The organism is Halorubrum lipolyticum DSM 21995, from assembly GCF_000337375.1.
GTDB classification, from domain to species: domain Archaea; phylum Halobacteriota; class Halobacteria; order Halobacteriales; family Haloferacaceae; genus Halorubrum; species Halorubrum lipolyticum.
Genome location: NZ_AOJG01000030.1, coordinates 232025 through 256440, shown reverse-complemented (window position 1 = coordinate 256440; position 24416 = coordinate 232025). Strand labels below are relative to the sequence as shown.

Genomic DNA, 24416 nt, shown 5'->3' with positions numbered 1-24416 from the left:
CGCGCTTTATCTCCCGCCCGGGGCACGCGTCCGTATGGAGCGCTCCGAGTACGTTCGACGACTCGACGATAGGCTCGACACGGCCGCGTACGCCGACGTCGACGCCAGCGCGAACGGGTTACAGGTGGGGTCGGACCGGGGGGAGATCGAGCGCGTCGCGTTCGCGGTCGACGCCGCGGACGCGACGATCGAGGCCGCGGCCGACGCGGGCGCCGACGCGCTCGTCGTCCACCACGGGATCTCGTGGGGCGGGATCGACCGCGTCACGGACCGGACCTACGACCGAGTCGCGACGCTCGCGGAGCACGACATCGCCCTCTACGTCTCCCATCTCCCGCTCGACGGCCACCCCGACCTCGGCAACGCCGCGGGCGTCGCGGCGGAGCTCGGCCTCGGCGACCGGGAGCCGTTCGGCGAGATCGGGCCGGTCACGATCGGGACGGTCGGCGAGACGGACGCGCCGCGGTCGACGGCGTCGATCCGCGAGACGCTCGACGGGTTCGAGGGCCAGCCGGGCGGTGAGGACGATGGCGAGGAGTCCCCGACGCGGGTGGTCGACTTCGGCCCCGACGAGATCGAACGCGTCGCGGTCGTCACCGGCTCCGGGACCGACTGGCTCGACGAGGCGGTCGAGGCGGGCGCCGACGCGCTGGTCACGGGCGAGGGGAAGGGGCAGGTCTACCACGACGCGCGCGAGGCCGGGATCTCCGTCTTCCTCGCGGGCCACTACGCGACCGAGACGTTCGGCGTTCGGTCGCTGCAGGCGCTGACCGAGGAGTGGGGACTGGAGACGACGTACGTGAGCCACCCGACCGGGCTCTGAGTCGGGGGCGCTCGCCGACGCGGTCGACGCCGAGGGCGACGGCGTCGCCGACGCCGCCCCGTCGCCCCCGAACGCAACCCTTACCGCCCGCGTCCCCGGACTCCGGGTATGCGCGATCACTTCGAGATCCGGGACCACGACGCCGCCGGGCGGATCGGGCGGCTGGAGGTCCCCCGCGCCGGGGTGACCGTCGAGACGCCGGCGCTCCTGCCGGTCGTCAACCCCAACGTCCTCACGGTCGAGCCGCGGCGGCTGGCCGAGGAGTTCGGCGCGGAGATGCTGATCACCAACTCCTACATCATCCGGAGCACCGACCGGATCCGCGACCGCGTGCTGGAGGAGGGGCTCCACGACTTCCTCGGGTTCGACGGTGCAATCATGACCGACTCCGGCTCCTTCCAGCTCGCCGAGTACGGCGACATCGACGTGACCACCGAGGAGATCATCGAGTTCCAGCGGCGGATCGGGAGCGACGTGGCCACCCCGGTCGACGTGCCCACGCCCCCGGACGTCGACCGCGAGCGCGCGGAGCGGGAACTGGAGACGACGAAGCGGGCGCTCGCCGACGCGGAGGCCGCGGAGACCGGCGAGATGCTCGTCAACGCTCCCGTGCAGGGGTCGACGTTCCCGGACCTCCGCGAGGGGGCGGGCCGCCACGCGAGCGCGACCGACCTGGACGTATTCCCGGTCGGCGCGATGGTCCCCCTCCTGAACTCCTACCGCTACGCCGAGGTCGTCGAGGCGGTGCGCGCCGCGAAGCGCGGACTCGACCCCGACGCCCCGGTCCACCTGTTCGGCGCGGGCCACCCGATGATGCTCGCGCTGGCGGTCGCCGCGGGCTGTGACCTGTTCGATTCGGCCGCCTACGCGCTGATGGCCCGCGACGGCCGGTACCTGACGGTCTCGGGGACCGAGCACCTCGAGGAGATGGAGTACTTCCCCTGCTCGTGTCCCGTCTGCGCCGCGCACACGCCCGCGGAGCTCCGGGAGCTGGACGGAAACGACGGCGACACCGAGCAGCTCCTCGCCGAGCACAACCTCCACGTCACGTTCGAGGAGCTGCGACGCGTGAAGGCCGCGATCCGGTCCGGAAACCTCCTCCAGCTCGTCGACCGCCGCGCCCGCGGCCACCCCGCGATGCTCGACGGGCTCCGGACCCTCCTCGATCACGCCGACGAGCTGGAGCGCACGGACCCGGCCTCGAAGGACGCGTTCTTCTACACCTCCCACGAGTCGGCCCGCCGCCCCGAGGTCCGGCGGCACCACGACCGGCTCTCGCGGCTCGCGGTCCCCGACCGCCTCCTCCTCACCGAGTCCGACGCGCCCTCGAACCACGACTACGACGCGGTGTGGCGCGTGAAACCCCCGTTCGGCCCCTTCCCGCGGGCGCTCTCCGAGACGTACCCGCTCACCGCGGAGGTCCCCGAGCGGGTCGACGGCGCGGCGCAGGTCGCGGCCGCCGAGGGCGTCGCGAGCCTCGCCGACGCAAACCCGGAGACCGAGATCACGCTCGGCCACGACGACTGGGTGCCGCGCGCGGTCGACGCGGTGCCGGAGCGCGTCGAGACGGAGAACCTGCGGCACCTCGGTCGCTGAGAACGCGGGGGCGGCGGTCAGCGGTCTTTCTCTTTCGGGTCCATCCGCTCGCTGTAGTCCCACGAGTGCAGCCGCTCCGGCTCGATCCGCACCCGGACCTCCTCGCGTTCCGGTCGGAGGAGCCGGTCGCCGGTCGGGTTGTCGACGCCGCCGAGATACCGCTCCAACAGCGCGCGAAGCTGTTCCTTGTCGGCGTCCGGCGTCACCGTCGCGCGCCCCCGGCCCCTCACCCCTTTATACGGGGGATCGTTCGTCGACACCTCGAACGAGACGCGGTCGTCGTGCGCGAGGAAGTCGGCGAGGTCGGCGCTCGCGCTCGTCGCGCAGTTGACCGCGCCGTCCCACGAGAACCACAGCGAGACGATCCACGGGGCGTCGCTCGGGGTGCGACAGCCGATGCGGACCGGAATCTTCGCCCCGTCGAGGAACTCGTCGACGCGCTCGCGGTCCCACGGGCCGGTGATCTCCATGCGGATCGTAGGGCGTGGGGGACCTAAACAGTAGGTGCCGCGCGACCGACGGCGGGGCGACGAGGGTCCTTCCCCCGCGGTCGCGGAACACAAGAGAATTGACCGTCCCCCCGCGAGGAGGAGTATGACCGAGTACTTCGAGGTCCACGAGCGCGACGGTGCCGCCCGGCTCGGCGAGCTCCGACTCGCCGACCCGGTGACGACGCCGGCGCTCGCGGACCCGTTCTTGGCGGACGCGGGCAGCCTCTGGGCCGGCGACCGCGAGGTCCCGGACGGCGACGAGGCGTCGCTCACCGTCCTGCCGCACCGGGCGTTTCCCGCGGGCACCCGGGAGGAGGTCCGCGAGTCGTTCGCGGTCGACCACCCCGATCCCGACTTCCCCGCCGCCGCGGTCGTCGACAGCGAGAGCGCCCGCGACGTGGGCGCCGACGCGTACGTCCTCGCGGACGCCTCCGGGTTCGTCGGCCACGGCGAGGCGTTCCGCGACGCGGTCGTGGCGGCGAAAGAAACCCTCCCGGCCGACACCGCACTCACGCTGTCGGGCGTCGCCACGCCCCGTAACGTCGCGCTCCTCGCGTACGCCGGCGTCGACCTCGTGGACGCGACGCTCGCGCGGACGAAGGGGACGGAAGGGATGTACTGCACCGCCGACGCTGAGCACTTCCTCGAGGACCTCGACGAGCTGCCGTGCGCCTGTCCCGCCTGCGCGGGGCCCCGCGAGGAGTTCACGCGCGCCGACTGCGCCGAGCACAACGTCAACGCGCTCCGGGCCGAGCTCCGGCGGGTCCGTGAGCGCGTTCGGGCGGGTCGCCTCCGGGACTACATCGAGGGGCAGACGCGCCACGAGCAGTGGCTCACGGCGGCGTTCCGCGAGTTCGACGATCAGTGGGGGTACCTCGAACAGCGGACGCCCCTGATGCGCGACGCCGAGGTGACCGCGGCGACCGCGGAGACGCTGGACCGCGTCGAGATCCGGCGGTTCGCCGACCGGGTGACGAGCCGGTACCGGAACCGCTTTTCCGACCAGCCGCTCGTCCTCGTGCCCTGCTCGGCCACGAAGCCGTACAGCGACTCCCAGAGCCACGGCCAGTTCCACGACGCGATCCAGTGGCGCGGCCACACCGTCTCGATGACCTCGCCGATCGGCGTGGTGCCCCAGGAGCTGGAGACGACCTACCCGGCACAGCACTACGACGCGGTCGTCACCGGCGACTGGAGCGAGGACGAGATCGGCTTCGTCGCCGAGGTGCTCCGCCGGTACCTGGAGCGGACCGACTACTCCCGCGTCGTCGCGCACGTCCCCGAGGACGGCTACCGCGAGATCTGCGAGCGCGTCGAGCGCGACCCCGCGATCGACGTGCCCTTCGAGTACACCTGCGTCGGTCACCCGACGAGCGACGAGTCGCTCGGGGAGCTGAACGCCGCCTTACAGGGCGAGCCCGCCTACAGCAAGCGCGAGCGCGAGCACAACACGGTCCGCGCCCTCGCCGATTACCTGCTCGGCGACGGCGCGGGCGACGACCTGTTCGGCGGGCCGGGCGAGGCCGACATTCGGACCACCGGGCGCTACCCCAAACTACAGGTGTGGGGCGACGACCCCGACGCCGGCCGCGAGGGCGAGCCGGGCGAGCAGCTCGCGACGATGGTGCCGCAGTACGGCACGCTCTCCTTTACCCTCGCCGGCGCGCGCCGCTGGCTCGCGAGCGACGCGCCCACCAAGCGCGTTCAGATCGACCCGTTCGTCCCGCACGGCTCCGTCTTGGCGCCCGGCGTCGTCGACGCGGACGACGACATCCGCGTCGGCGACGAGGTCGTCATCGAGGGGCCGAAGGCGTTCGCGGTCGGCCGCGCGGAGATGTCCGGCCCGGAGATGGTCGAGTCGACGCGCGGCGTCGCCAGCGAGGTCCGGCACGTGGACGAAAAGTAGGGATCGCGGCGAGAGTTATTTATAAGCGATCGAGAGGACGGAAACGACTATTTATAAATAAATCTGCGGTGGCGTCGCCGGCGGCTTGCCGCCGGCTGCAAGAGGTGCGACGCGCCTCCCTGCGTGCCGGTGAGCGGCCCGCAGGGCCGCGAACCGACCGCGCGAGGGACGCGGCTCCCTTCGGTCGCCGCGAGGCTGGGGAGGCGTGAGGCTGCGGTCTCGCGAGCGACCGGAGGGAGCGAGCGGGACCATGGAAGTCGCAGCCCGCGCAGCGAAGCGAGCAGGAACGTCTTCCAGCGGTTGCGGGTGGGGATTTGGAGGCGTTCACCGCCGCTCCGTCAGTAACGGTTTAAAAACGATCAACCGGGTACAACCGGCGGATCAGTAGCTTCAAAACCGCGCCGGACGGATCCGCGCACATGGCGCTCGAAAAGGACGTGGACTGTCCCTCGTGCGGAGAGACGCAGTCGTTCTACCGGACCGCGGCGATGACGCTCCACCTCGGCGAGAAGACGAAGTGGCGCTGCCCCGAGTGCGGCTACGGCTACGTCGAGATCAACGGGATCGACACGCTGCCGGCCTGACAATCGGGCACCGCTTCGTCCCGCCCCGTTCACTTCCGAACCCCTCGCTCACCCTTTACTCTTCACTCGCCGCCGACCACGTCGGCCGCCAGCGCTCCCACGCCGTCGACCTCAGCGCGGACCGTGTCGCCGGCCTCGATCACGCCCGCGCCGGGCGTTCCCGTCGAGATGAGGTCCCCGCGCTCCAGCGTCATCACGCGCGAGTGGACGCTCACGAGCTCTTCAGGCGGGAACAGCATCCGGTCGACGGTGTTCTCCGCGACCGTCACGCCGTTGATCACGGTCCGAACGGTCGTTCCTGCGAGGCGGTCGACGCTGACCGGGACCGACACCCACGGGCCGACGAGGAGGAACGTGTCGTAGCTCTTCGCGCGGGTGAGGAACCGCGGGTTGCGCTGGAGCACGTCCTCGGCTGTCACGTCGATGACGGGGACGACTCCGGCGACCACGTCGCCGAAGTCGGCCTCGTCGACGTCGGTGCAGGTCCGACCGATCACGAGCCCCAGCTCCGCCTCCGCCGTGACCCGAGACGTCTCCTCGGTCGGCGGCAGCCGGATCGGGCCGCCGGGCGCGGTCAGCGCCGTCGACGGCTGCATGAAGCTCGCGGGCTCCGCGGGCCGGACCGCGTCGAGGTCGGTCGCGTGGTCGGCGTAGTTGAGCCCGATCCCCCACAGCTTCCCGGGGTCGAACGGGACGCCGAACGAGAGGCGCTCCGCCGGCGTCCGCGTCGCGGGCAGGTCGTCGATCGACGGGAGCGTCGACGCTCCGGACGCCGCCGTTCCGGACGCCGCCGTTCCGGACGCCGCCGCTCCGGTCGCCGCCCCGAGCGCGTCGTCGACCCCGTCGATCCCGGTCGCTCCGAGCGGGACGAAGCCGCCCTCGTCGCCGAGCAGGGGTCGCCCCTCGACGGTCCGAGCGAGCCGGAGCGCCTCTGCATCGTTCGCCTCCGCGCCCGCTCCCGACCGCGACGCGTCTCCCGACATCACTCCTCCCGGTCCGTCCAGAAGTCGAAGCCCCGGCCCGGCGCGAACACGTCGAGGCCGACCGCGCGTTCGTCGGTCCGGTTCTCGACGCGGTGCGACTCCCACGCGTCGAGGTGCACCGAGTCGTACGTCTCCAACGCGACGGACTCCGCCTCGGTGTGGACGACGAGCTCGCCCTCCAGACAGACGCACACCTGCTCGTTCTCGTGGTCGTGCATCGGCGAGGAGTGGCCCGCCGGTTTCTCGAACCACTCGAAGGAGAAGCGGTCGCTTCCCGCCAGCGCGGCGCGCGCCCACCCGTCGTCCGGCTCGTACGTCTCCGCGTCGTCGAACGCGACGTGTTCCATGGGTCGTCCGTGAGCGCCCCGGAGCAAATCCGTTCGGGTCGCGGCGGGACACGCCTCGCGTTCCGGTCGCTCCCGCCTCCGCCGCTCACACCGCCGTCCCGACCAGCTCGATCAGCAGGGTCAGCGACGCGACCGACGCGACCGTCGTGACGAACACGTTCAGCGAGGCGAACCCGGCGTCGCCGCCGAGCTCGGTCGCGAACACGTACGTCGACACCGCGGTCGGCGTCCCGAGCATCACGACGCCGGCGGTGAGCGTCGCGGCGTCGACGCCGAGCAGCGCGAAGGCGCCCCACGCGATCGCGGGCATACACGCCACCTTGAGCGCGACGACCGACGCGGTCGCCCTCCGGTCGATCGTCGAGGAGTCGACCTGGAGTGTTGCGCCGACGCAGAGCAGCGCGAGCGGGAGCGCCAGCGACCCGACCCAGTCGAGGGCGGTCGCGGCCGCGGTCGGCACGCCGAGCTCGAACCCGCCGATCGCCATGCCGGCGACGAGCGCGATGAGGACGGGGTTGCCCGCGAGCGACCGGAGGTGCCGCCCCAGCGCGCCCTCGGCGCTCGCCCCGTTCATCGACACCAACAGGAGTACCGTCAGCGGCACCTGCACCAGCGCGCCGATCCCCAGGATGACGCTCGCGATCGCGGTCACCTCGGCGTCGAACGTCGCCGCGACGAGCGGGACGCCGAGGTAGCCCAGGTTCGAGTGGTACGACTGGACGACCGCGACGCTGCGGCGCGCGCTCGGCGAGCGGTTCCGGTGGACGACGGACGCGACGAGCACGGTCCCGAGCAGCGTGGCCATCACGGCGACGAGCAGTTCCCACGAGACCACGTCGCCGATCGCCTGGTCGTAGGTCGCGACGAACACCAGCGCCGGGAGCGCGACGTAGTACGCGGTCCGGTTGAGCAGCTCCGTGCGGTCCGCGTCGAGGACGCCGACGCGCCGGAGGCCGGTCCCCGCGAGGAGCAGCGCGAGCAACCCCGACAGCCGGAGGAGGACCTCCATCTACGCGGACCGTGGCGAGCCCGCCGGTTGACGGTTGCGGTAGCGGGCGGGTGGCGCGGGGCGCGGAGGCGATCCCCCGGGCCGAGGCGGGGACACGTCGACTACAGGTTGGAACTCCCGCCGCCGCCGTCGATGACGACGGCCTGCCCGTTCACGTACCCGGAGCGCGGCGAGGAGAGGAACGCGACCGTGTTCCCGAGCTCGATCGGGTCGCCGATGCGGTCGAGCGGGTTGTCGACCCAGTCGGCGAGCCCCTCCTCGTAGGAGTCGTACTCGCCGCGCTCGATCGCCTGGTCGATCAGCTCTCGGATCCGGCTCGTCTCGTGAGAGCCGGGTAACACCGCGTTCGCGCGCACGTCCGGCCCGAGCTCCTTCGAGAGCGTCTTCTCCAAGCCGACGACGCTCATCCGCACCGAGTTCGAGAGCACCAGCCCGTCGATCGCCTCCTTCACCGACCGCGAGGCGATGGTGACGATGGTGCCGCCGTCGCCGTCGGCGAGGGGCTCGGCGCACGTCCGCGCGAGCCGGACGACGCTCATCACGAGCAGCTCGTAGGCCTCCTCCCAGTCCTCGTCGTCGGTGTCGAGGAACGCGCCCGAGGGCGGTCCCCCCGCCGACGTGACGAGGTGGTCGAGCCGCCCGAACTCGTCGAGGGTCGTCTCGACGAGCCGGTCGAGGTCGTCCGGTTCCGTGATGTCGCCCTCGACGGCGACGACGCGGGCGTCGCCGGCCGCTTCGTCCTCTAGGTCCGCCTTCGCCTCCGCGAGGCGGTCGGCGTCGCGGCCGTTGACGACCACGTTCGCGCCCTCGCGGACGAGCGCCCGGGCGGACGCGAAGCCGAGGCCGCTGCTCGATGCCGTCGTCAGCGCGACGTTGCCCTCGATGTCGAGATCCATACGGGGCCGATCGGCGCGGTGCGGTTTAACCGTTGGCGACGCGGCGTGCGTCGCCGGCGGGGAACCGGGGATCGACCGAGCGGAGGCGCCCGGCCTCGCCGGGAGGCTCATAACCCGCCCGTGCGAGTCTGGGGACATGGACGCGACACGGCGACGGAGCTCGAGGGTGATCCCGCGTGGTCGGTGAGGCGCGCGACCCCGCCGGCGAGACGGGACCGCTCGACGGGCTCACCGTGCTCGACGCCTCGCGGGTGCTGGTGGGGCCCTTCTGCACCATGCAGCTCGGCGACCTCGGCGCCGAGGTGATCAAGGTCGAGCGCCCGGGCGAGGGCGACCAGACGCGGACGTGGCGCCCGCCCGCGTTCGGCGAGGGCGACGCCGGCGACGTGGGCGACGGAGCGGACAGGAACGACGGCACGGGAGAGAACGACGGCGCCCAGAGCGCCTACTACGCGAGCGTCAACCGCAACAAGCGCTCCGTCGAGCTGAACCTCGCGAGCGAGGCCGGGCGGGCGGTGTTCCGCGACCTCGCCTGCGAGGCCGACGTGCTCGTCGAGAACTTTCGGGTCGGGAAGATGGCCGAGTGGAACCTCGATTACCCGGACCTCGCGGAGGAGAACCCCGAGCTGATCTACTGCGGTATCTCCGGGTACGGCGAGTGGGGGCCCGACCGCGACAAGCCGGCCTACGACATCATGATGCAGGCGCGCGGCGGCTTCATGTCGATCACGGGCGTCGAGGGCGGCGCGCCGGTCCGGATCGGCGTCGCGCTCGCCGACGTCGGCGCCGGGATGTACGCGACGCAGGCGGTCCTCGCGGCGCTCTTGGAGCGCGAACTCGGCGACGGCACGGGCCAGAAGATCGACGTGAGCCTGCTCGACGGGCAGGCCGCGTGGACCAGCTACATGGCGGCGAACTACTTCGCGAGCGGCGAGCCGCCGGGGCGGATGGGGAGCAAACACCCGAACATCGCTCCGTATCAGGCGTTCGAGACGCGCGACGGCTACGTCGTCGTCGCCTGCGCCTCCGACCCGTTTTGGCCCCGGCTCTGCGAGGCGCTTGACCGCCCCGACCTGCTGGCCGACGAGCGGTTCGAGACCAACGAGAAGCGCGTGCGGAACCGCGACGCGCTCGACCCCGCGCTCGACGCCGCCTTCGCGGAGCTCGCGACCGAGGACGCGCTCGACCGGCTCGAGGAGGGCGGCGTCCCCGCGAGCGCCGTCCGCGACATGGCGGAGGTGTTCGACGACCCGCAGCTGGCCGCGCGGGACATGGTCGCCGAGTTCGACCACCCGACCGCCGGACCGATGCGGGTACCGGGCTCGCCGATGCACTTCTCGCGGACGCCGACGACGGTCCGCCGGCACCCGCCGTCGCTCGGCGAGCACACGGAGGCGGTCCTCGGCGAGTACGGCTACGGCGACGGCGACATCGCCGAGCTGAAAAAACGGGGCGCGATTCCGGATCGCTGACCGAAGGCCGACGCGGTCCGCCGGTCGAGCGCCGGGCGACGCGGCCGGCCGTCGACCGCCGGAATCAGCCGGCGGCCGACGCGATCAGTCGTCGTCGTTGCTCTCGGCCGTGATCGGGTCGCTCTCCTCGTCGGTGAAACCGGCCGACTCCTCCTGCCGCTTTCGCGCCTCGGGGTCGAACTCGGCCTCGATGTCCTGGTACCGCGGGACGAAGGAGAGCTCGTGGTGGCTCTCGGTCTCGTGGCCGATGTACCGCTCTTCGAGGTCGAACTGCGCCTCCTCGTCGTTCTCGGCGATGTTCGAGAGGTCCTCGTAGACGGCGTGCGCGCCCGAGTGGAGCCCGTACAGCGTGATGAAGATGTACTGATAACCCAGGTCGCCCAGCTCCTGGAAGGTGAGCGGGTCCTCCTGGGCGCCCCACTCGAACGAGGAGGAGTAGTTGAAGGCCAGATCCAGGTCCGGGTGGGTCTCGTGGATCGTCTCGGCGTACTCGACCGCGTCCTCGCGCGACGGGTCGGGCATCTCGGGCCAGACGAGGTCGACGCCGGCGTCGGCGTAGATCCGGCCGCGCTCCAGGTGCTCCTCCCAGTCGCCGTTGGCGGAGCCGTACGCGTCGGTCCGCGCGATGATGACCGTGTCCTCGCTCTGCTTGGCGTCGACGGCGGCCTCGAACCGCGACCGCGCCTGCTCGCGGGAGACGATCTGCTTGCCCGCGATGTGACCGCAGCGCTTCGGCGATGTCTGGTCCTCGATGTGGATCGCGGCGACGCCGGCCTTCTCGTACTCGCGGACCGCGCGCCGGACGTTGTGGACGCCCCCGTAGCCGGTGTCGCAGTCGGCGACGACGGGGAGGTTCGTCGCCTCGACCATCCGCTTCGCGTTCTCGACCATCTCGCTCATCGTGACCATCTCCAGGTCGGGGAAACCGAACTGGCCGAGGACGGTCGAGTAGCCGCTCATGTAGGCCGCGTCGAGCCCGGCCATCTCCGCGAGGCGGGCGTCGAGCGCGTGGTAGATCCCGGGCGCGAACGTGTAGTCCTGCTCCGCGAACAGCTCGCGGAGCTTCCGGCCGGCCGGGTTGTCGATATCTCTCGTGAAGACGTCGTCGTCGAGTTCGTTGGGATGCATTGATGTCACTCCGTGGTCGCGTGGTCGGGCCGCTCTGTCCGATCGGTCGCGCGCCGCGTGAACGTCGTCGGGTCCGGCCGCGGTCCGCGCCCGGTCCCCGCCATGGGGACGGCGCTCATCGCGACCCCCCGGCGGTCCGCGGGCGACGCGTCGGTCGCAGGTCGGGGACCAGCGGGGCGTCCCGCTCGCCGTCGGTCGGCGGCGGACTCGGGCGTCGCGGGGCGTCGGTCGGGGTCGGCCCCGCGCTCGTCGGACGGGTCGTCGGAACGATCGGGGCGCCCGCCTCCTCGGTGATCGGCGTGCGCCCGGGGATCGTCCGGGGAGAAGGATCGGTCGGCGTTCGATCGGTGCCGCGTCGATCGGTCGGCGTCCGATCGGTCGGTCGGTCGGTCGTCGTCTGATTCGTCGGGTCGTCCGTGGATGTGGTGTCGTCAGGTGTCGTCATCGGGTCGTGTGGGCGGTTGCGGCGGTCGTATAGTGATCGTGCTATCGGCGGGTCGGGCTGCTGCGTGTCCGCGTACGGATACTGTCATTGCACTCGGTAGGTGCGGGAGGTTGGTAATAAACATAATGATTGATAATGATAATATTCGTTAATGTGTATTACTCCTTTAAATGGTTCTTGATAACAACCAACAAGATCGGCGGGCGACCGAGACGTAACCCCGCGCCTCCCGGATCGATCGCTTATAAATCGCTCCGACACGATCCGCCGTATCGTGAACGAGCGAGACGCGCTCCGGGCGCTCGCGGTCGACCTCCCGCACGCCGGCGACGACGCCGCCGTCGTGGGCGACACCGTGATCACGACCGACATGCTCCACGAGCGGACCGACTTCCCGCCCGGGACGACGCGGTACACCGCCGGGTGGCGCGCGGTCGGCGCGTCGCTCTCGGACGTGGCGGCGATGGGGGCGGCGGCGACCGCCGCGGTCGCGGTGTACGCCGACGCCGCCTTCGACGAGGGTGACCTCGATCGGTTCGTCGCCGGCGCTGTCGACGTCTGCGAGGCGGTGGACGCCGAGTACGTCGGCGGCGACCTCGACACCCACGACGAGTTCACCACGGCCTCGACCGCGATCGGGGACGCGCCCGACGCGGGCGCCGTCACGCGGTCGGGCGCGCGCCCCGGCGACGCGCTCTGCGTCACCGGCGAGTGGGGCCGTTCCGCGGCCGCGCTCCGACTATTTAAAAAGGACAGCGGCGAGGCGGTCGAGCGCGCCAACGACCTCTTCCGGTTCACGCCCCGCGTCGCCGACGGGCTCGCGCTCGCGGGCCGGGCGACCGCGATGATGGACTCCTCGGACGGGCTCGCGCGCTCGCTCCACCAGCTCGCGGAGGCGAGCGAGGTCGGGTTCGAACTCGACCCCGACCGCCTCCCCGTCCATCCCGCCGTCGACGCGGTCGCCGAGGGCGACGAGGCCGAGCGCTTCGAGCTGGCCGCGCACTTCGGCGAGGACTTCGAGCTCGTCTGCGCGCTCCCCGACGAGGCGGTCGAGCCCGCCCGCGAGGCGTGTCCGGGCGGGCTGACCCGCGTCGGGCGGGTCGTCGACGCCGCGGGAGGGGTCACCGCCGACGGCGACCCGCTCCCCGACCGCGGGTACACGCACGGGTAGCGGTCGGCCGTGGGCACTCCGCGCTCAGTAGCCTCGGTCCTTCAGTAGTGCCACGGGTAGTCGCGGAACTGCGGCTCCCGCTTCTCTAGGAACGCGTCGCGGCCCTCCTGCGCCTCGTCGGTCATGTACGCCAGGCGGGTCGCCTCCCCCGCGAACACCTGCTGGCCGACCATCCCGTCGTCGGTCATGTTGAACGCGTACTTCAGCATGCGCATCGCGGTCGGCGACTTCTCCGTCATCTCGTCGGCCCACTCGATCGCCACGGTTTCGAGCTCCTCGTGCGGGATCGCCTCGTTGACCATCCCCATGTCCGCGGCCTCCTCGGCGGAGTAGGTCTTCCCGCGGAAGAACACCTCGCGGGCCTTCTTCTGGCCGATCTGCTTCGCGAGGTAGGCGGAGCCGAACCCGCCGTCGAAGGAGGCCACGTCGGGGTCGGTCTGGAGGAACTTCGCGTGCTCCTCGCTCGCGAGCGTGAGGTCGCAGACCACGTGCAGCGAGTGGCCGCCGCCGACCGCCCAGCCGGGGACGACCGCGACCACGGGCTTCGGCATGAAGCGGATCAGCCGCTGGACCTCTAAGATGTGGAGCCGGCCGGCGCGCGCCTCCCTGACGAGCGGGTCGTCCTCGTCGCCCGCCTCGTCGTCGTCGCGGTACTCGTAGCCGGAGCCGCCGCGCACCGACTGGTCGCCGCCGGAGCAGAACGCCCAGCCGCCGTCATCAGGAGAGGGGCCGTTGCCCGTGAGCAGCACGCAGCCCACGTCGGCCTGTTTGCGCGCGTGGTCGAGCGCGGCGTACAGCTCGTCGACGGTGCCGGGCCGGAACGCGTTCCGGACCTCGGGGCGGTCGAACGCGATCCGGACGACCGGCACGTCGACGCCCCGGTGGTAGGTGACGTCGTCGAACTCGTCCGTGACCGGCTCCCACGCGTCGGGGTCGAAGATCTCCGAGACCATACGCGCGTGTTGGCGGGCGCCCTCATAAACGACGGCGGGTCGACGCCGAGGACCGATCGCGAGAGCGACGCCCCCGATCGCGCCCGCAAGTATTGCGTCTAGCGGGGACGAGACCTTGAGGGGGGATCGCCGCGGAAGTCGACCGCGGACCCCGCGGATCGGTCTCTCGGGGCGATATCGGTCGTCACCGGTATACGCTCCAGTTGCTGGTGGCGCGGGTGTATTGCACGCTCCGCCCCTGTAATCGGTATGTACGAGCGAAACGCGGGAGCCTCGCGGCGGTCATTTCTTGCGGCCGCGGGCGGGACGGCGGCGGTCGGTCTGGCCGGCTGTCTCGGCGGTGGCAGCGGCAGCGGTGGCGGTGGCCTCGACGAGCTGACGGTCGCGCATATGCCGATCTACCCCGACCTCCAGTGGTACGTGATGGAGGGCGAGGGGTACTTCTCCGAGATCGACGCCGAGATCGACGGCCGGGAGTTCACCGACGGGCCGGCGATCGTGCAGGCGTTCGCCGGCGGCGACATCGATATCGCCATGTTCGGGATCGTGCCGGCGATGATCGTGATCGACAAGGGCATCGCCGCGCAGGTGACCGCGGCGAACATCCGCGAGCCGATGGGGATCATGGCCAAGGAGTCGTTCCGCGACACCTTCGAGGAGCACGGCGGAGACGCGTTCGCGATGTGGGAGGACGAGCGGGGGCGCCCCTTCCGGTTCGGCACGTTCCCGCAGGGGAGCGTCCCAGACGTGCTGCTCCGGTACTGGCTCCGGGAGATCGGCGTCGACCCCGAGGCGAACGACAGCGTCGAGATCCGGGAGATAAACGGCGCCAACTCGGTCTGGCAGGCTATCAACGGCGGCGACATCGACGGGACCTCGATCATGGAACCCGTGCCGACGATCGCACAGGAGGAGGGCTCGTCCGTCACGATGCTCCGGACAGCCGCCGAGATCCTCCCCGGTCAGCCGGCCGCGGTGACGCTGATGAGCGACGCGGTCCGCGACTCGCCGCTCGCGACCCAGTTCCTCGAACAGCACGTTCGCGCCACCGAGTTCATCGGTAAGAGCCCGGACGCAACGGCCCAGCACGTCGAGTCGGGGATCGGGATGCCGGCCGACCGGGCGCGGACGGCCCTCGACTCGCCGCTGTCGAACTTCGTCACCGACCCCGCGTCCATCAACGAGGCCACCCCCGTGTTCTCGGAGTTCGCCGCGGATAACGGGCAGATCGGCGAGCAGCTCACGAACGACCAGATCTTCGACTTCGACGTCTACGACTCGCTCTGATGGCCACCGACACCGGAGGGAAGTTCGACGGGAGCGGGCTGCGGACCGGCCTCGGCCTCGACGACCCGCGGCGGCTGTTCCGCGGGACCGCGGGGCTGATCGGGTTCGTCGCGCTCTGGTACCTCGTCTCGCTCACGCAGCCGGCGATCGTGTTGCCGTCACCGGTCGCGGTCGCGGCGGAGTTCCGCGGCCAGCTCGTCTCGGGGACGATGCTCGAGGCGCTGGCGTCGAGTGTCCGGCACTGGGTCCCCGGCACGATCGCCGGCACGGGGCTCGGCGTGGGGGCGGGCGTCGCGTTCGCGTGGAGCGGCCTGCTCGACGACGTGACGGCCCCGCTGGTGCGAGTGCTCCGCCCCGTGCCGCCGCTGGCGCTGATCGGCTTCGCGATCGCGTGGTTCGGCCTCAACCACGCCGGCGCGGCGTTCATCATCGCGGTGGGCGGCTTCTGGATCAACTTCTACGCGACCTACGGCGCCGTCGAGGGAGTCTCCGAGGACCTGGTCGACGTGGGGCGGACGTTGGGCGTGCGCGGCGACCTCGACATGATCCGGTCGGTCGTCCTCCCGGCGTCGCTGCCGGGGATCACGACGGGGATCCGCACCGGGCTCGGCCGGTGCTGGATGCTCGTGATCGCCGCCGAGATCTTCTCCGTGCCGGGCGTCGGGCGCGAGATCCTGCGCGCGAGCAACAACCTCCGCGTCGACCGGGCCATCGCGTACATCCTCGTGTTGAGCCTGATGTACCTCGTCGTCGACGTGGCGTTCCGCGCGGTCCAACGTCGGGTGTTAGCATGGCAGGCGTGAACCGCGACTCCGAGGCGGGAGACGAGTCGGCGGACAGATACGGAGGCGCCGACACCGGCGTCGCCGTCGACGGGGTCGGCAAGACGTACGACGACGGCGGGGGCCCGGTCCGGGCGCTCGACGACGTGTCCTTCGCGGTCGAGTCGGGCGAGTTCGTCTGCGTCGTCGGCCCGTCCGGCTGCGGGAAGACCACCCTGTTCCGGGTCATCGCCGGGCTCACGGGCGCCACGGACGGATCGGTCCGGGTCGCCGGCGCGCCCGTCACCGCCCCCACGACAGACATGGGCGTCGTCTTCCAGGAGTACCACCTGTTCCCGTGGCTCACGGTCGAGGAGAACGTCGGGTTCGGGCTGGAGCGGAGCGACCGCCCTCAGGGGGAGCGCGAGCGCCGGGTCGACGAGATGCTCGACCTCGTCGGACTCACCGAGTTCCGCGACTCGTACCCCAAGTCGCTCTCGGGCGGGATGAAACAGCGCGTCGCCATCGCGCGGTCGCTCGCGGTCGACCCCGAGCTGCTCCTCATGGACGAGCCGTTCGGCGCGGTCGACGCCCAGACTCGGGAGATGCTGCAGCGCGAGCTGCTCGACGTGTGGGCGTCGACCGGCAAGACCGTCCTGTTCGTCACCCACGACGTGGCCGAGGCGGTGACCCTCGCGGACCGGATCGTCGTGATGGCGGCCGAGCCCGGCCGCGTCGCCGAGATCGTCGACGTCGACGTGCCGCGGCCGCGCGAGCGCGGCGACCCCGCCTTCGGCGAGCACGTCGCCCGCGTCAGGGAGCTGATCGGCGCGGGGCCCTGAGCGCCGACGCCGCTTCGCCCTCGCTCACTTCGCCCTCGCCTACTCCGGCCTCGCTCACTCCGATTCCGCGTCGTCGACCGCGGCGGCCAGCTCGTCGATGTGCGTCCGGATCACCGATATCGTCGCGTCTGCGTCCGCGTACCCCTGATCGTAGCTGTCCAGCGAGGACTCGGTCTCGTCGAGGAAGCGCTCGACCGCGGCCTCGATCGGCTCGTCGCTCATGGCCGCCGTTCGGCCGCCGCCGGGTTATATCCCTCGCCGCCTCCGTCCGGCCGCCTCTGTCCGGCCGCGTTCCGACCGGGAGTTTTATCGCTTGTGGGTGAATATTGTGCAGTATGAAAAATACTGACGGGGGAGAGAGGGCCGCTCGGGGACCGATCGGCGTCGAGGGGCGACGATGACCGGAGGCGCGGGGGCCGGCGACTCGGCTCCGAAGGGGAAGTCCGCGGTGATCGCGACCGACCTGTCCGCGGCGAGCGAGACGATGGTCGAGTCCGAGACGGGGCTCTCCTGTCTCGGCCGGATCGGCGTCGACCGGGTCCACCTCGTGACGGTCGTCCCCTCGAACGTCCACTCGGGGATGCCGGGGATGAACTTCCAGAAGCGCCGGAAGGAGACGCTTCGGACCTACCGGTCGACGATCGAGAGCGCCGGTTTCGGGGTCGAGACCCACGTCGTCCGCGGGACGCCGCACCGCCGGATCAACGGGATCGCCGAGTCGGTCGCGGCCGACCTGATCCTGGTCGGTTCCCGCGGGAAGAGCCCGCTCGAGAACCGCGTGATCGGGTCGACCGCGCGCAACCTCGCCCGCACGACCGTCGTCCCGCTGCTCGTCGACCGCATCGAGCGCGGCGTCGACGACCCGGACCCGATCCGACGGCACCTGTTTAAGCGGACGCTGTTCGCGACCGACTTCTCGGAGAACGCCGAGCGGGCCTTCCGGGCGTTCGAGTACCTGCGGCACGCGACGGAGGAGGTGACGCTCGTCCACGTCGAGTCGCCGAAGGACGACGCGGGCGGCGACGCCGACCCCGCCGACCGCCTCGCCGACCTCGCCGACCGGCTCGGCGACTGGGGGCTCGACGCCAGGACGGACGTGCGCCGCGGTGACCCCGCCGAGGAGATCCTCGCGGCCGAGGCGGAGTACGACCCGAGCACCCTGCTCGTCGGCTCTCGCGGGCGCAGCCGACTCCGCCGGCTCCTGTTGGGGAGCGTCTCCGAGGAGGTCGTCGCCCGCGCGACCGGGAACGTCTTCCTCGTTCCCCCGCCACGAACGGCCTGAGGGCGAGTCCGTTCCGGGACGGCCGGTCTCCGCCACCGTCGCTGCCCTCCGTGCCGCCGCCGCTCCGCCACCGTCGCTGCCCTCCGCGCCGCCGCTCCGTGTAGCCGATCTCCACCCCGCCGCCCTGCCCCGCGACCGGTGGGTCGCCCGTTTCCGTTAGCAGGATATCGCAAGATTGTATTATCTACACACAAGCCTTTTACCGATACGCGTCGTATCCGCGGGTAATACCATGCCGGATTCCCTGTCCGAACAGCTCCAGAGCGATATGCAATGCGAGGGGCTACTCGAGTGTTTCCACGGGCTCAAGCCGCTCGACCGCGAGTGTTTCAGGGTGCTCGTCGACAGCGACGAGCCCATGACCATCGACGCGGTCGCCGAGGCCGTCGACCGCGAGCGCTCGACGGCCTACCGGTCGGTCCAGCGCCTCCTTCAGACCGGGTTCATCACCAAAGAGCAGATCAACTACGACCAGGGCGGCTACTACCACGTCTACTCGCCGACCGATCCCGAGAAGATCACCGACGAGATGCAGCGCATGCTCAACGACTGGTACGCGAAGATGGGCCAGCTCATCCAGGAGTTCGAAGAGAAGTACGACCGGTCGGAGGCCGAGTCCGCGACCGCGTCGAGCTGATCGGACGCTCTGTCGTCGATCCGTTTCGGTTCCGCTCCCGCTGCTGGTTCCGACTCTGCGCCCGCGCCTCTCGCTGTTCCGTTCTCTCTCCTTCTCGCTGTTCGGTTTTCCCGTTTTCCGCCGATCGCCCGGCGTATCTCCTCAGCGCCGCCGCAGCGCGTAGGTCGCGTAGCCGACGGCGACGAGCAGCCCCGCCGACAGCAGGCTCCCGAACACCGCCGGCGACGTCGTGACGTACTCGCCGAACGGGTCCGTCAGCGCGAGCACGCCGACGATGAGCGCGACGGAGATGAGGATGCCCACCGCGCCGAACGCTTTGAACGCCGCGTCGAGGTCCACTCCCGTCGATTCCGGTCCGGTCGAATGACTCATACCCCCCGATAGGGGTTCAGTATATAAATGGATACGACGGCGTTCCCACGGCGAGAGAACGCGATCGGCGGGGTCCGCCGTTCCCGGGACGCTCGTTCTCGTCCCGGTCGGCGTCGCTCGGGCGCTACTCGCCCGTCCCGCTCTCCGGGTGGCCCTCGACGATAGCGACGCCGGAGGAGGCGCCGATCCGGACCGCGCCCGCCTCGAGCATGGCCACCGCCTCGTCGTAGGAGCCGACGCCGCCCGACGCCTTCACCGGGAGGTACTCGCTCATCAGCTCCACGTCCGGGACGGTGGCGCCGCCGTCGGCGAAGCCGGTGGAGGTCTTCACCATGTCGGCGTCGGCGTCGACGGCGGCCTCGCAGGCGCGGCGCTTCTCGTCGTCGCTCAGGAGCGCGGTCTCGATGATCACCTTCACCGGGACCGGCACCGCGGCGACCACGTCCGAGACCTCGGCCGCGACGGCGTCGTCCTCGCCCGCCTTCAGCCGACCGACGTTGATCACGAGGTCGATCTCGTCGGCGCCGGCGTCCCACGCGGCGACCGCCTCGTCGCGTTTCGCCTCGGGCGCGTGCTGGCCGTGCGGGAACCCGACCACGGTCGCGACCGTCTCCGGCGCGTTCCCGTGCTCGGCCGCCTCAGGGAGGTAACAGGGCGGAATGCAGGCGTTCATCCCGTGGTCGGCGGCCTCGTCGAGCACGGTCTCGACGTCGCCCCACGTCGTCTCCGGGCCGAGCACGGTGTGATCGATGCTGGCGGCGAACTCGTCGCGGTCCATGCGCTCACGGTGGGGGCGTAGGTAAAAGACGTACTGGGTCCGGTTCGGGACCGAATTCGATCCGCCACTGGGTCCGCCCCGGACCGCCGAACGGTTGGATTCAAGTCCGCCGGAGGGGAACCGGGTGGTATGCAACCGGGAGATCGCGTCCGCGTCGACCGCGGGGACGTCACGAACGAGGGCGTACTGCTCCCCTCGACGACTCGCGACCACCTCGTCGTCAAGCTCGACGGGGGGTACAACGTCGGCGTCGACCGCGACGAGGCGGACGTGGACGTGCTCGAATCCGGCGCCCGCGACGTCGACGAGGGCGCCGACGCCGGCGGCGGCGAGGCCTCCGAGATCACCTTCGACGACGACCTGCCGACGGTCTCGCTCATCTCGACGGGCGGCACCATCGCCTCCACCGTCGACTACCGGACCGGCGCGGTCACCGCCCAGTTCGACGCGGAGGACGTGCTCCGAGCGGTCCCCGACCTGGCCGGCCGCGCGAACTACCGCGGGCGCGTCGTCGCCAACATCCTCTCCGAGAACATGGAGCCGCCGATCTGGCGCGAGCTCGCCGCGGCCGTCCGCGAGGAGATCGAGGCCGGCGCCGACGGCGTCGTCGTGATGCACGGCACCGACACGATGCAGTACTCCGCGTCCGCGCTCTCCTTCATGCTCGACTCGCCGGTGCCGGTCGTGTTCACCGGGAGCCAGCGCTCCGCGGACCGGCCCTCCTCCGACAACGTGATGAACGCGGTGTGCGCCGTCGAGGCCGCGAAGGCCGACCACGCCGAGACGCTCGTCTGCATGCACGCGAGCCAGTCCGACGACGCCTGCGCGCTCCACCGCGGCACCCGCGTCCGGAAGAACCACACGTCCCGCCGAGATGCCTTCGAGACGGTCGGCGCCGCGCCCCTCGGCCGCATCGACTACGAGGCCGCCGCCGAGGCGGGAGCCGACGGCGACGCGGCCGACGATGCCATCGAATGGGCCCGTGAGCCGCTTCCGCGGGGAGACGGCGCGGGCGGGGACGGCCTCTCGACCGCGACCGACCTCGACGCCGAGGTGGAGCTGGTGAAGTTCACGCCCGGCATGGATCCGGCGGCGTGGGACTACCTCGACGGCAAAGACGGCGTCGTGATCGAGGGGACCGGACTCGGTCACGTCCACACCGACCTCATCCCGCGGATCGAGGAGCTGGTCGAGAGCGGGACCGTCGTCGCGATGACGAGCCAGTGTCTCTCCGGCCGCGTCTGCGACCGCGTGTACGACACCGGCCGTGACCTCCTCGACGCCGGCGTCGTCGAGGCGGGCGACACCCTCCCCGGCACCGCGAAGGTGAAGCTGCTGTGGGCGCTCGCGAACCTGTCCGACCCCGCCGAGGCGATGGGACGCGACCTCGCCGGCGAACTGACCGAGGAGTCCCAGCCCTGGCGATGACCGAGCGGGAGTCCGACGGGGCCGCCGCCGCCGACCGCGTCGTCGTCCGCGAGGCCCGCCCCGCCGACGCCGACGCGGTCGCCGCCTTCGCGCGGGACACGTGGGGTGAGCGTCACGACGACTACATCCCGCGCGTGTTCCCCGAGTGGGCCGAGTCAGACGACCCCGACAGCCGGACCCTCGTGGCGACGCTGCCGCCGGCCGCGGTCGCCGAGACCGGCGGGGTCACGGAACGCGACGGCCGCGATCCGGGCGACACCCTCGTCGAGGGCGACGGCGCGGGCGCGGCCGCCCCGGGCGAGCCGGAAGCGGTCGTCGGCTGCATCCAGGGCGTCCTGCTCTCCGAGTGGGAGGCGTGGGGACAGGGGATCCGCGTCGACCCCGCGGCCCGGGGTCACGGCGTCGGGACCGCGCTCTCGGCGGCCGCGCTCGACTGGGCGCGCGACCGCGGCGCGACCGTCTGCCGCAACATGGTCTTCTCGTGGAACGTCATGGGGCTCGGCCAGTCGCGCGCGGTCGGCTTCGAGCCCGCGACGGAGTTCCGGTTCGCGGAGCCGGCGCCGGACGCGTCTGGGTTAAATACGACCGATTTCGACGCCCTCGCCGACCCCGACCCGAACGCGACGTGGGCGTTCTGGGGCGACAGCGACGCCCGCGATCACCTGCGCGGGCTCGCGCTCGACCCCGACGAGTCGTGGGCCTGCTCCGAACTCACCCGCGAGCGACTCCGGGACGCCGCGGACGGGGGCCGACTGCTCGCGGTCGCCGACGCCGACGCGCTCGCCGGGTTCGCGGTCAGAACGCGCGTGACGGAGCGCGAGGAAGACGGCGAGGCGACCCGGATCGCGACCTACGGCGTCGCCGCGTGGCGCGGCGTCGAGGCGGCCGGCGCGCTGTACGACGCGATCGCCGCCGACGCCGACGCGGTCGACGCCGACGCGGCACGCGTGCTGATCCCCGAGACGGTCGAGCACGTGAGCGACACGGGCGCGAACCGCGTTCCGGTCGCGGCCGAACCGGACTTCGTGATGGCCGCCGACCTCACCGGGGCGCCATGAGCCTCTTCGGCGTCGCCCTCCCGTGGTCGCTCCCGCTCACGCTCGTGATCTACGGCGTCGTCGTCGCCGCCGCGGTGTGGATCTACCGCGACGCGAGGGCGCGCGGGAGCCGCTACGCGGTCCTCTGGGCGCTCTCGACGCTCGCGTTCACGATCGTGCCGGTGCTCGCGTACCTCTACCTCCACCGCGACGCGGGACCGGCGCGGTGACGCGCACCGACCGCTTATAAACTCCGAACTCGGATCGCTCGAACGCATGCCCTCCACCGACCGCGCTCCCCGACTGGGAGCCCTCGCTCGGGGTCGCCGTCCGCGGGCGATCGGGTTCCTCGTCTCGAACTTCCTCCCGCTCGTCGGCGTCGTCGCGCTCGGCTGGAACGCGGGCGCGCTGGTGTTCCTCTACTGGTTCGAACTCGGGATCGCGTCCTTCTGGGCGGTCGTCCGCGCGCTGTTCGCCGGGCGCCCGTCCGAGATCGGGCGCGACGGGCTGATCGTCGGCCCGCTCGCGGCGAGGCGGGCGGCGCTCCCCGTCCCGGGAACCGACCTCCGGGTCCGGCTCTCGACGCTCCTCGTGCTCCCGGTCGTCGTCCCGGTCCTCGCGGGCGTGTGGTTCGTCGCCGGGACGGTCACCGTCGGCGTCGCCGTCGACGGCGGGCTCGCTCCCGACGCGCTCGACTCGGTGACGCTCGCGGTGCTCGTGATCTTCGCGACCGAGGGCGCGACGACGCTCGTCGATTACATTTATAAAGGGACGTACCGCGAGCACAGCGCGCAGACCGCGATTCGGGGCGTCTTTTTCAGGGCCGGCGCGGTGGCGGTCGGCGGGATCTTCGCCGTCACGCTGATCGGCGCGGCGACGCTGGAGACCGACGCCGAGCTGTCGGCGGTCGATCCCGGCGCGGTCGGCCTCCCGCTGCTCGTCGGGGTCGTCGGCGTCAAGGCCGCCTTCGACCTCGCCGGGCTGTACCGCGACCGACTCGCGGCCTTCGACGAGTCGTCGGCGCTGGAGATCGGGTGGGCGTACGACCCGCCCGCCGACGACCCGGTCGAGGACCCGCTCCCGGACGCGCGGTGCCGGGTGCGCCCGACCCTCCGCAGCCGGCTGCTCGGCGGGCTCGCGAGCGCCCCGCAACACCCGGGCGTCGGGTACATCGGCCTTCTGTGTCTGCTCGGGGGGCTCCTGTTCGCGACCGGTCGGCTGTGGTCGGTCGCCTCGCTCCTGCTCGCGGCTGGCGTCGCGCTCCCCGCGCTGCTCCTCGGGATCGACCACTGGCTGCGGTACGGAACCGTGGAGTACCGCGCCGGCGACGACGCGCTCGTCGCCTACGACCGGCTGTCCGAGGCGGCCCTCTGGCGCGTCGAGCCGTGGGACGAGACCGACCTGCGGGTGAGGCGGGGATGGCTCGACCGGCGGCTCGGCACCGAGACGGTCGTGATCGAACTCCGCGACGAGGAGTACCGAATTCCGGGGCTGGCCGACCCCGATCCGGTCCTCGACGTCTTCGACCGCCGGGCGGAACGGCCGGACGGCTGACCGAGCGGTCGGCCGACTGCGCGCGACGATCAGACGGTCAGCTCTTCTCGGCTCGATAGAGTGGGTGTGCGTCGCCGACGATCCGCTTGAACACCCGGATGACGCCGGCGTGAAACCCGACGAGCACGCTCACGCTCGCGACGATGATCGCCACCTCGGTCGGGGTAGAGAGGAGGCCGAGCGACACGATGAGCGTCGTCGCGCAGGCGGGCGCGTGGACCGCGTCGGTCGCGATCATCGCCCAGCTCGTCGCCACGAGCGAGGCGGTCGCGCTCGCCGCGAGCCGGAACCCCGCAGGGGAGAACGCGGGCGGGGTCGCGGTGAGCGTCGCGCCGGCCGCGATCAGCCACCACGCCGCGAGCCCGGCGACGCCGCCGATGAGGTGGCTCCCGACGATCCGGGCGGCCCGCCCGCGCTCGCTCCGGCGGTCGAACGCGAGCAGGAACGCCGACGGCCCGAGGCTCGGGAAGACGAACGGCTGGCCGGTCCCCCACGCGATCGCGCCGAGGACGGTGAAGAGGAGCCCGGCGTACAGGCTGGTTCCGAGGCGGCGACGCATTACCGGGCGGTCGGAGACTGGCCCACAAAGCGCCGGCGGTTCGGCTCTCCCTCGTTGGCCGCGACCGCGTCCCCC

General features: G+C 71.6%; 27 protein-coding genes. 15 read left to right on the top strand and 12 right to left on the bottom strand.

What is annotated here, in order from left to right; genetic code table 11:
* The first annotated feature begins 34 nt into the window (after window positions 1-34).
* Window positions 35-823, top strand: coding sequence for a Nif3-like dinuclear metal center hexameric protein (locus C469_RS11690; protein ID WP_008006836.1), 789 nt, complete (start codon window positions 35-37; stop codon window positions 821-823).
* A gap of 108 nt (window positions 824-931) precedes the next feature.
* Window positions 932-2419, top strand: a complete 1488-nt coding sequence (gene tgtA, locus C469_RS11685; protein WP_008006835.1) for a tRNA guanosine(15) transglycosylase TgtA — start codon at window positions 932-934, stop codon at window positions 2417-2419.
* 17 nt (window positions 2420-2436) lie between these two features.
* On the opposite strand, the gene C469_RS11680 is transcribed toward tgtA, so the two are convergent.
* On the bottom strand, window positions 2437-2889 hold the full coding sequence (locus C469_RS11680; protein WP_008006834.1) for a pyridoxamine 5'-phosphate oxidase family protein: 453 nt from the start codon (window positions 2887-2889) through the stop codon (window positions 2437-2439).
* 124 nt (window positions 2890-3013) lie between these two features.
* Here C469_RS11680 and arcS point away from each other — a divergent pair, with 124 nt between their 5' ends.
* Window positions 3014-4816: an archaeosine synthase subunit alpha gene (arcS, locus tag C469_RS11675; protein ID WP_008006833.1), complete on the top strand. Its 1803-nt coding sequence runs from the start codon at window positions 3014-3016 to the stop codon at window positions 4814-4816.
* Between the two features lie 419 nt (window positions 4817-5235).
* Window positions 5236-5400 (top strand): DUF7838 family putative zinc beta-ribbon protein, encoded by a 165-nt coding sequence (locus tag C469_RS17250; RefSeq protein ID WP_008006832.1) that lies wholly within the window; start codon window positions 5236-5238, stop codon window positions 5398-5400.
* 62 nt (window positions 5401-5462) lie between these two features.
* Here the strand turns inward: C469_RS17250 and C469_RS11670 are convergent, their stop codons facing one another.
* The 4 genes from C469_RS11670 to C469_RS11655 form a co-directional block, all read right to left on the bottom strand.
* Complete coding sequence (locus tag C469_RS11670; RefSeq protein WP_187127453.1) at window positions 5463-6383, bottom strand: fumarylacetoacetate hydrolase family protein; 921 nt, start codon at window positions 6381-6383, stop codon at window positions 5463-5465.
* A complete protein-coding gene (locus C469_RS11665) occupies window positions 6383-6730 on the bottom strand; it encodes a cupin domain-containing protein (protein WP_008006828.1) in 348 nt (115 codons plus the stop codon). Before C469_RS11665 ends, C469_RS11670 begins: the two co-directional genes overlap by 1 nt.
* An 85-nt stretch (window positions 6731-6815) precedes the next feature.
* On the bottom strand, window positions 6816-7739 hold the full coding sequence (locus C469_RS11660; protein WP_008006827.1) for an AEC family transporter: 924 nt from the start codon (window positions 7737-7739) through the stop codon (window positions 6816-6818).
* A gap of 101 nt (window positions 7740-7840) precedes the next feature.
* Window positions 7841-8635, bottom strand: coding sequence for an SDR family oxidoreductase (locus tag C469_RS11655; protein ID WP_008006826.1), 795 nt, complete (start codon window positions 8633-8635; stop codon window positions 7841-7843).
* Between the two features lie 176 nt (window positions 8636-8811).
* Here C469_RS11655 and C469_RS11650 point away from each other — a divergent pair, with 176 nt between their 5' ends.
* The gene (locus C469_RS11650; protein WP_008006825.1) at window positions 8812-10107 is read left to right on the top strand and encodes a CaiB/BaiF CoA transferase family protein; all 1296 of its coding nucleotides are present in this window, start codon (window positions 8812-8814) and stop codon (window positions 10105-10107) included.
* An 84-nt stretch (window positions 10108-10191) separates the two neighbouring features.
* Here the strand turns inward: C469_RS11650 and aceA are convergent, their stop codons facing one another.
* Together aceA and C469_RS11640 are read right to left on the bottom strand one after the other, a co-directional pair.
* On the bottom strand, window positions 10192-11235 hold the full coding sequence (gene aceA, locus C469_RS11645) for an isocitrate lyase (RefSeq protein ID WP_008006824.1): 1044 nt from the start codon (window positions 11233-11235) through the stop codon (window positions 10192-10194).
* A gap of 115 nt (window positions 11236-11350) precedes the next feature.
* The gene (locus tag C469_RS11640) at window positions 11351-11680 is read right to left on the bottom strand and encodes a hypothetical protein (protein WP_008006822.1); all 330 of its coding nucleotides are present in this window, start codon (window positions 11678-11680) and stop codon (window positions 11351-11353) included.
* Window positions 11681-11951: 271 nt separating this feature from the next.
* Between C469_RS11640 and thiL the strand changes: the two genes are divergently transcribed.
* Complete coding sequence (gene thiL / locus C469_RS11635) at window positions 11952-12851, top strand: thiamine-phosphate kinase (RefSeq protein WP_261797449.1); 900 nt, start codon at window positions 11952-11954, stop codon at window positions 12849-12851.
* 41 nt (window positions 12852-12892) lie between these two features.
* Here thiL and C469_RS11630 read toward each other — a convergent pair whose 3' ends face one another.
* Window positions 12893-13804, bottom strand: coding sequence for a 1,4-dihydroxy-2-naphthoyl-CoA synthase (locus C469_RS11630; RefSeq protein ID WP_008006818.1), 912 nt, complete (start codon window positions 13802-13804; stop codon window positions 12893-12895).
* Window positions 13805-14053: 249 nt separating this feature from the next.
* On the opposite strand from C469_RS11630, the gene C469_RS11625 reads away from it, so the two are divergent.
* From C469_RS11625 to C469_RS11615, 3 genes are read left to right on the top strand one after another with little or no spacing between them, the layout of a single operon-like run.
* A complete protein-coding gene (locus C469_RS11625) occupies window positions 14054-15091 on the top strand; it encodes an ABC transporter substrate-binding protein (protein WP_008006815.1) in 1038 nt (345 codons plus the stop codon).
* On the top strand, window positions 15091-15894 hold the full coding sequence (locus tag C469_RS11620) for an ABC transporter permease (protein WP_008006813.1): 804 nt from the start codon (window positions 15091-15093) through the stop codon (window positions 15892-15894). Before C469_RS11625 ends, C469_RS11620 begins: the two co-directional genes overlap by 1 nt.
* A complete protein-coding gene (locus C469_RS11615; RefSeq protein ID WP_008006811.1) occupies window positions 15882-16694 on the top strand; it encodes an ABC transporter ATP-binding protein in 813 nt (270 codons plus the stop codon). The genes C469_RS11620 and C469_RS11615 overlap by 13 nt, the downstream gene beginning before the upstream one ends.
* A gap of 54 nt (window positions 16695-16748) precedes the next feature.
* Here C469_RS11615 and C469_RS17245 read toward each other — a convergent pair whose 3' ends face one another.
* Window positions 16749-16916, bottom strand: a complete 168-nt coding sequence (locus tag C469_RS17245) for a hypothetical protein (RefSeq protein WP_008006809.1) — start codon at window positions 16914-16916, stop codon at window positions 16749-16751.
* 175 nt (window positions 16917-17091) lie between these two features.
* Between C469_RS17245 and C469_RS11610 the strand changes: the two genes are divergently transcribed.
* The gene (locus tag C469_RS11610) at window positions 17092-17976 is read left to right on the top strand and encodes a universal stress protein (RefSeq protein ID WP_008006807.1); all 885 of its coding nucleotides are present in this window, start codon (window positions 17092-17094) and stop codon (window positions 17974-17976) included.
* 232 nt (window positions 17977-18208) lie between these two features.
* Window positions 18209-18613, top strand: coding sequence for a helix-turn-helix domain-containing protein (locus C469_RS11605; protein WP_008006805.1), 405 nt, complete (start codon window positions 18209-18211; stop codon window positions 18611-18613).
* Window positions 18614-18754: 141 nt separating this feature from the next.
* Here C469_RS11605 and C469_RS11600 read toward each other — a convergent pair whose 3' ends face one another.
* Together C469_RS11600 and deoC are read right to left on the bottom strand one after the other, a co-directional pair.
* The gene (locus C469_RS11600; RefSeq protein WP_049911330.1) at window positions 18755-18985 is read right to left on the bottom strand and encodes a hypothetical protein; all 231 of its coding nucleotides are present in this window, start codon (window positions 18983-18985) and stop codon (window positions 18755-18757) included.
* A 124-nt stretch (window positions 18986-19109) separates the two neighbouring features.
* Window positions 19110-19763 (bottom strand): deoxyribose-phosphate aldolase, encoded by a 654-nt coding sequence (gene deoC / locus C469_RS11595; protein WP_008006801.1) that lies wholly within the window; start codon window positions 19761-19763, stop codon window positions 19110-19112.
* Window positions 19764-19892: 129 nt separating this feature from the next.
* Here deoC and gatD point away from each other — a divergent pair, with 129 nt between their 5' ends.
* The 4 genes from gatD to C469_RS11575 are packed head-to-tail and all read left to right on the top strand — an operon-like array spanning window position 19893 to window position 23782.
* Window positions 19893-21191: a Glu-tRNA(Gln) amidotransferase subunit GatD gene (gene gatD, locus C469_RS11590; RefSeq protein WP_008006799.1), complete on the top strand. Its 1299-nt coding sequence runs from the start codon at window positions 19893-19895 to the stop codon at window positions 21189-21191.
* The gene (locus C469_RS11585; RefSeq protein WP_008006798.1) at window positions 21188-22249 is read left to right on the top strand and encodes a GNAT family N-acetyltransferase; all 1062 of its coding nucleotides are present in this window, start codon (window positions 21188-21190) and stop codon (window positions 22247-22249) included. Before gatD ends, C469_RS11585 begins: the two co-directional genes overlap by 4 nt.
* Window positions 22246-22458 carry a hypothetical protein gene (locus C469_RS11580; protein ID WP_008006797.1) on the top strand — a complete coding sequence of 71 codons (213 nt, stop codon included), beginning with the start codon at window positions 22246-22248 and terminating at the stop codon, window positions 22456-22458. The genes C469_RS11585 and C469_RS11580 overlap by 4 nt, the downstream gene beginning before the upstream one ends.
* Window positions 22459-22504: 46 nt before the next feature.
* Entirely contained in the window at window positions 22505-23782 is a 1278-nt protein-coding gene (locus C469_RS11575) for a DUF6498-containing protein (RefSeq protein ID WP_008006796.1), read from the top strand.
* 37 nt (window positions 23783-23819) lie between these two features.
* Here C469_RS11575 and C469_RS11570 read toward each other — a convergent pair whose 3' ends face one another.
* Window positions 23820-24341, bottom strand: coding sequence for an HPP family protein (locus C469_RS11570; RefSeq protein ID WP_008006795.1), 522 nt, complete (start codon window positions 24339-24341; stop codon window positions 23820-23822).
* Between the last annotated feature and the right edge of the window lie 75 nt (window positions 24342-24416).